Origin of the sequence: Methanogenium sp. MK-MG (assembly GCF_009914725.1) — an archaeon.
In the GTDB taxonomy this organism is placed as follows: domain Archaea; phylum Halobacteriota; class Methanomicrobia; order Methanomicrobiales; family Methanomicrobiaceae; genus Methanogenium.
This window is the reverse complement of record NZ_JAAAWJ010000104.1, coordinates 1-5,128: the sequence shown is the minus strand read 5'-3', so window position 1 is coordinate 5,128 and position 5,128 is coordinate 1. Positions and strand designations below refer to the sequence as shown.

General features: G+C 55.2%; 6 protein-coding genes. 4 read left to right on the top strand and 2 right to left on the bottom strand.

The window, feature by feature from the left end; genetic code table 11:
- Positions 1 to 126: 126 nt before the first annotated feature.
- Positions 127 to 309: a hypothetical protein gene (locus MKMG_RS10530; protein ID WP_165077835.1), complete on the bottom strand. Its 183-nt coding sequence runs from the start codon at positions 307 to 309 to the stop codon at positions 127 to 129.
- Positions 310 to 663: 354 nt separating this feature from the next.
- Between MKMG_RS10530 and MKMG_RS10525 the strand changes: the two genes are divergently transcribed.
- From MKMG_RS10525 to recQ, 4 genes are all read left to right on the top strand, one after another.
- Entirely contained in the window at positions 664 to 828 is a 165-nt protein-coding gene (locus MKMG_RS10525; RefSeq protein ID WP_165077834.1) for a hypothetical protein, read from the top strand.
- Between the two features lie 69 nt (positions 829 to 897).
- Positions 898 to 1,290, top strand: a complete 393-nt coding sequence (locus MKMG_RS10520) for a co-chaperone YbbN (protein WP_165077833.1) — start codon at positions 898 to 900, stop codon at positions 1,288 to 1,290.
- A gap of 84 nt (positions 1,291 to 1,374) precedes the next feature.
- Positions 1,375 to 1,749, top strand: coding sequence for a NifB/NifX family molybdenum-iron cluster-binding protein (locus tag MKMG_RS10515; protein ID WP_165077832.1), 375 nt, complete (start codon positions 1,375 to 1,377; stop codon positions 1,747 to 1,749).
- A gap of 133 nt (positions 1,750 to 1,882) precedes the next feature.
- Positions 1,883 to 3,970 carry a DNA helicase RecQ gene (gene recQ / locus MKMG_RS10510; RefSeq protein ID WP_165077831.1) on the top strand — a complete coding sequence of 696 codons (2,088 nt, stop codon included), beginning with the start codon at positions 1,883 to 1,885 and terminating at the stop codon, positions 3,968 to 3,970.
- A 72-nt stretch (positions 3,971 to 4,042) separates the two neighbouring features.
- Here recQ and MKMG_RS10505 read toward each other — a convergent pair whose 3' ends face one another.
- Positions 4,043 to 5,077 (bottom strand): response regulator, encoded by a 1,035-nt coding sequence (locus MKMG_RS10505; RefSeq protein WP_165077824.1) that lies wholly within the window; start codon positions 5,075 to 5,077, stop codon positions 4,043 to 4,045.
- Between the last annotated feature and the right edge of the window lie 51 nt (positions 5,078 to 5,128).

The following is a 5,128-nucleotide window of genomic DNA, read 5'->3' as shown; positions in this document are numbered from 1 at the left end:
CTTTGAGCCTGTGGAGGCAATACCACTACATCACGTTTCTGTGATGCAAGTGTTGTCAATGAAGCAGGAAGCCACGCCCTTTAGGGCGTGGTAGTTCACAGGTTTTTGAGAGAAGAACCTGATACCTCATAGTTCTGCAAGAGGCGTAAATTCCTCATCTTCAAGAATTCTGTTCCAGCGTGCGTCCACCTTTTTCCAGCAGGCATCCTCCATCAGCCGCCTGATGATCTGGTCAAAGGTCTCTCCCTTTTCGCCGAACTTCCTCAGGTTCTCTTTGGTATCAGAGGAGACTGCTATCGTTGTAGCCATTATAATCAGTATATTGAATATAACTGATATAAAAATTGTGCAGTGGGAGTATCTGCCAGTGAATCTGCGGAGGCATCTGCCGGGTGGTATCCGTCACCCGCAAATCCCACCACAGACGGACAACAGAAGCCGTTCTGCCGCATCCTCTTTTGCCAACACCCTCTCTCAGTCCGTCGCATAGTTTCATGAGTAGTGGTTATTGTCTTTTGCCCCGACAATGGCAAGAGGCATATTGGATTTGTAAAATAGAGAACGTAATCGGCAAAACACCGTGCACATCACACACCTAAACCATGACCAAAAAAGCAGGGGAGAGAAGATGCCTGCCCGGTCTACAATATCACAGTCTCCGGTATGAACCCGCCGGAATGGGGCAATGCCTGTGAATCCTGCTTTGCCTGCATCAACTACTGTCCCCGGAGTGCCATACAATCGGGAAAGAAGACTGCTGCACGGGGCAGATACCATCACCCAAATGTGAGTATCACCGACATGATGCTGCAAAACGGCCGGGAATGATCAGGGTTATTGTCCCCGGAAATCTTTTTGTGTATGCCCGCACTACTCCGGATGTAAGAGGAAGAGCATATGCCAAAGACAACTGTCCATGAACTAAAGGGAACAGACTGGGAGGCAACCGTTGAAAAGAGCGACCTCCCGGTTGCCGTGATGTTTTACAGCCCGACCTGTCCACACTGCAAAACGATGGAACCGTATTTCCGCAATTACGCAGAGGAATACGCGGGGAAGATGCTCTTTGTCAGGCTGAACCTGGCAGATAACCCATGGATCGGTGAACGTTATGGAATAATGGCGACACCGACCTTCGGATTCTTCTGCGCCGGAAAAGCGGTGCAGAGTTTTTCAGGTGCTGTATATCCTTCGATCATCAAGACACGGGCTGACGAGGTGCTGCTGCACGGAGCGGAGTGTGCCGAGATGTCATCTGCAGTTGACTACGAGATCAGCGGGTATGCATAACCGTGTCTCTGCCGGAACCACTACAATTATGCGCACATGAGTAAAATCATATTTATTGCATTCACAGGAGATAGTGTAACAGTTATGAAACTCTGCATACCAATCAACGAGGATAACGGGCTTGAGAGCATCCCATACGGCCATTTTGGATCGGCACCGGCATTTCTTCTGGTCGAGACAGAGACCGGCGTATGCTCACAGATACCGCCCACAAGTTCAACCCATGGCAGTGGTGGCTGCGCACCGGCAGAAGAACTGGCAGAACATTCTGTTGATGCAGTTCTTGTCGGCGGAATCGGCAGGGGGGCCATTATGAGCCTCAATGGTGCAGGAATTAAAGTATTCTGCGCCATACCCGGCACAGTCGGGGATAATGTCCAGGCACTGAACGACGGCACACTCGGGGAAATGGATCCTGCAGGCGCCTGTGCCGGTCACAGCAACGGCGGCGGCTGTTAAGAGACCCCCAAAATAATACTGCACATCCCTTCATCAGGATGAGGCATCCCTCATCCTGTATATTCCCGGCACCCGGCCTGCATCACAACCCATAACCCGCTCTTCTGCCAAACTATTTTGTTGAATATATGCCATGCCACTTTCCGATGCCACCACAGTCCTGAGGCACTACTTCGGGTATGACTCTTTATACCCCTACCAGGAGGAGATCATCCAGGCCCTTGCAGAAGGGGAGGATGTCCTGGGAGTCATAGCCACCGGCGGCGGAAAATCCCTCTGTTACCAGATACCGGCACTGATATCCGGCGGGACAACAGTTGTCATATCACCGCTGATTGCCCTGATGAAGGATCAGGTGGACACCCTCCGGGAATGCGGGGTGCCTGCCGCCTGCATCACCTCACTGCAGGACTACGCCGAACGGCGGGAGACGGAAGCGGCACTCGCCCGCGGGGCAGTGCGGGTGCTCTATGTATCTCCCGAACGGGCGGTGAAGACAGAGTTCTTCTCTCTTTTGAAGAAGGCACATGTCAGCCTCATCGCTGTTGACGAGGCGCACTGCATATCCCAGTGGGGCCATGAATTCCGCCCGGAATACCGCGAACTGGCCCGTCTCATCCGTGAATTCCCGCAGGCACCGGTGGTGGCACTGACGGCGACGGCAACACCTGCCGTGCAGAATGATATCATCGCACAGCTCCACCTCCGCCGCCCCCGCCGGGTGACGGGCAGTTTCTACCGCAAAAATCTCTGCTATGAGGTCAGGCAAAAGAAGGACACCAAAGGGGCAATCCTCTCCTATATCCGGGACCACCGGGGGCAGTCGGGGATCATATACTGCCTCAGCCGCAAAGGGGTGAAGGAACTGGCAGACACCCTCCGCCTGTCCGGCATCCGTGCCCTGCCCTACCATGCGGGCCTCACCCGGCAGGCACGCGAGGAGGCACAGGAGGCATTTGTCCGCGATCGGGTGCAGGTCATCGTTGCCACGGTCGCCTTCGGGATGGGCATTGACAAGCCGGACGTGCGGTTTGTTATTCACCACGACCTGCCCCGGTCGCCTGAACATTACTACCAGGAGACCGGCAGGGCCGGGCGTGACGGTGACCCTGCAGACTGCATCCTCTTCTATTCCCCCGGCGACCTGCACCGGCAGGCGTTTTTTATCCGGCAGGAGTCATCTGCCGCCCGGCAGAAAGCGGAGTATGCAAAACTCGGAGAGATGGCCGCCTACTGCGAGGAACACCGCTGCCGGCAGGCAATGATCCTGCAGTACTTCGGGGAAGAACCACCGGCGGGCGGCTGCGGCACCTGTGATGTCTGCTGCTCTCCGCGGGAACGCTTTGACGGCACGGCGATTGCCCGGACGGCCATCACCTGCGTGCAGAATCTGGAAATTCCCTGCGGCAGCAGCCACCTCATCGACCTGCTCCGCGGGGCGAATACAAAGAAGATCCGTGAAATGGGGCAGCGGAATGCCACCGGCTACGGAACCGGCAAGGCATATTCAAAGGATGACTGGCGCTCCTTTATACGTGAACTCGTCCGCCTCGGCTATCTCGAACGCGAGAGCGGCGTCTACCCGGTGCTCACGGTGGGGGAGGCGGGCAGGGAGCTGTTGGCGGCAGGGGATGATGCAGACGCTGTATTTTTAACCAGGACAAAGCTGCCCGCTACCCGGCAGGAAGAACCAGCAGACCCGCTCTTTCTTAAGCTGAAGGCACTCAGGCGTGAAATTGCAGACCGGGAGGAAATTGCCCCGTATATGATCTTCTCTGATGCGGCGCTCCGGGCGATGATCGCCTCACGACCGGAAACGGATGCGGCGTTTCTCTCCATCAAAGGGGTGGGTGCCGCCAAACTGGAGCGGTTCGGCCGGTCTTTTATGGCGGCACTGAGACCTGTTGAAAACGTGCCTGACGGGTCGGCGGCAGAGACCCTGCGCCTCTATCGTGCCGGGTGCACCATGACAGAGATTGCAGAGAGACGCTCCCTTACACCGGATATATGCGGCGCCCATATCGCAGCAGCCATCGATAACGGCGAACCGGTGGAGATCGATGACCTCGTGCCCCCCCACCGGCAGGCAACCATCAGGGAGGCGGCGGCACGGGAAGGGACACAGGATCTCCGGCGGCTGAAGACCATCCTCGGCGAGCGGTTCAGCTACACCGACATCAGGCTCACCTGTGCGGTGGACCGCCAGCATGCCGGGAGATAAAACGGCTTTCCGGTCAGGATAGGCACCATATTTTTACCGGAGTGCAGTCAACCACCCACACGGGAACTATTTCTACGGATAGAGTCCCAAGCCCCGGTCTTTAGGCCGGGGTAGTTGACGTTCTTTATGCATACTGACAAGCTCATCCTGGCTTGCCACGAGCTGTTCATATGCCGTCTCCATCTCCTCATAGGCAACCTTCAGTTCATCCTCGGTCTTTTTCCGTTTGACAATCTCCCACAGACCGTTCATGAGCAGGGTTATTTGCCGGACATCGGCCTCATCATACACGGCTTTTTTGTTGGCGACACCTGCGAGGATGACGATCTTTTCGTTGTCAAAGACGGGAACCCCCAGGTAGCGGTTCAGGTGTATGTGACCTTCCGGAGGTTTTTTCCGGTCACGGGTGGCGGCCTCAAAATCATTAATGATGGTGGCCCGTCTCTGGCGGACCGCATCCCCCCATATGCCGGTCTGTTCCAGCGGGCAGTCTTTCCGATGTTCCGGCACATGGGAGTCCTTCATTGACTGTCGGGACCAGCTGTATATCGAAAGGTGATCCTCATTCCCGCTGACAAAGGCAATGTAGCCATACTGGCTGCCGGTGATCCGGGTGTTCTCCTCAACTGCGTAGTCCATAAAGTCATGAAACGGCAGGACGGACTTCTTGTAAAAATCAAACAGTGCCTCCAGACGCTGCTCATCGAGTAGTAGCTGTTCCTCGGTGTTACGCTTCTCAACGGCGAGGTTTATTTTATGCGATAGTTCGGCAAACTGTGCCTTCGGGTCACCGCCTTTCTGGAGATAATAACTGGCCCCGCTGTTTAATGCCTCAATCACCACATCCTCCCGCCCCCTGCCGGTAAAGATGATGAACGGGAGTGCCGGGGAATGTTTGCGTACTGCCTGTAAAAATTCAATGCCGTTCATCCCCGGCATCTCGTAATCCGAGACGATGGCACTGTATGCTTTGGTCTGAATCAGCTCAAGCCCTTCAGAGGCAGAACTGGCGGTATCCACAGAAAAAGTACCAGTGCGTTCCAGGTAGATTTTTGTGAGGTCGAGCAGTACCTCTTCATCATCGACATACAGGATTGAATTCGTCATAGGATCCCCGGGCAATGTATGTGGATTACTGTTCAGAAGCTATATATTATT

What these genes read in the sequence shown, in the direction of transcription:
- MKMG_RS10530 (WP_165077835.1), bottom strand. Translation starts at nt 309, where the DNA reads ATGGCTACAACGATAGCAGTCTCCTCTGATACCAAAGAGAACCTGAGG.
- MKMG_RS10525 (WP_165077834.1), top strand. Translation starts at nt 664, where the DNA reads ATGAACCCGCCGGAATGGGGCAATGCCTGTGAATCCTGCTTTGCCTGC.
- MKMG_RS10520 (WP_165077833.1), top strand. Translation starts at nt 898, where the DNA reads ATGCCAAAGACAACTGTCCATGAACTAAAGGGAACAGACTGGGAGGCA.
- MKMG_RS10515 (WP_165077832.1), top strand. Translation starts at nt 1,375, where the DNA reads ATGAAACTCTGCATACCAATCAACGAGGATAACGGGCTTGAGAGCATC.
- recQ (WP_165077831.1), top strand. Translation starts at nt 1,883, where the DNA reads ATGCCACTTTCCGATGCCACCACAGTCCTGAGGCACTACTTCGGGTAT.
- MKMG_RS10505 (WP_165077824.1), bottom strand. Translation starts at nt 5,077, where the DNA reads ATGACGAATTCAATCCTGTATGTCGATGATGAAGAGGTACTGCTCGAC.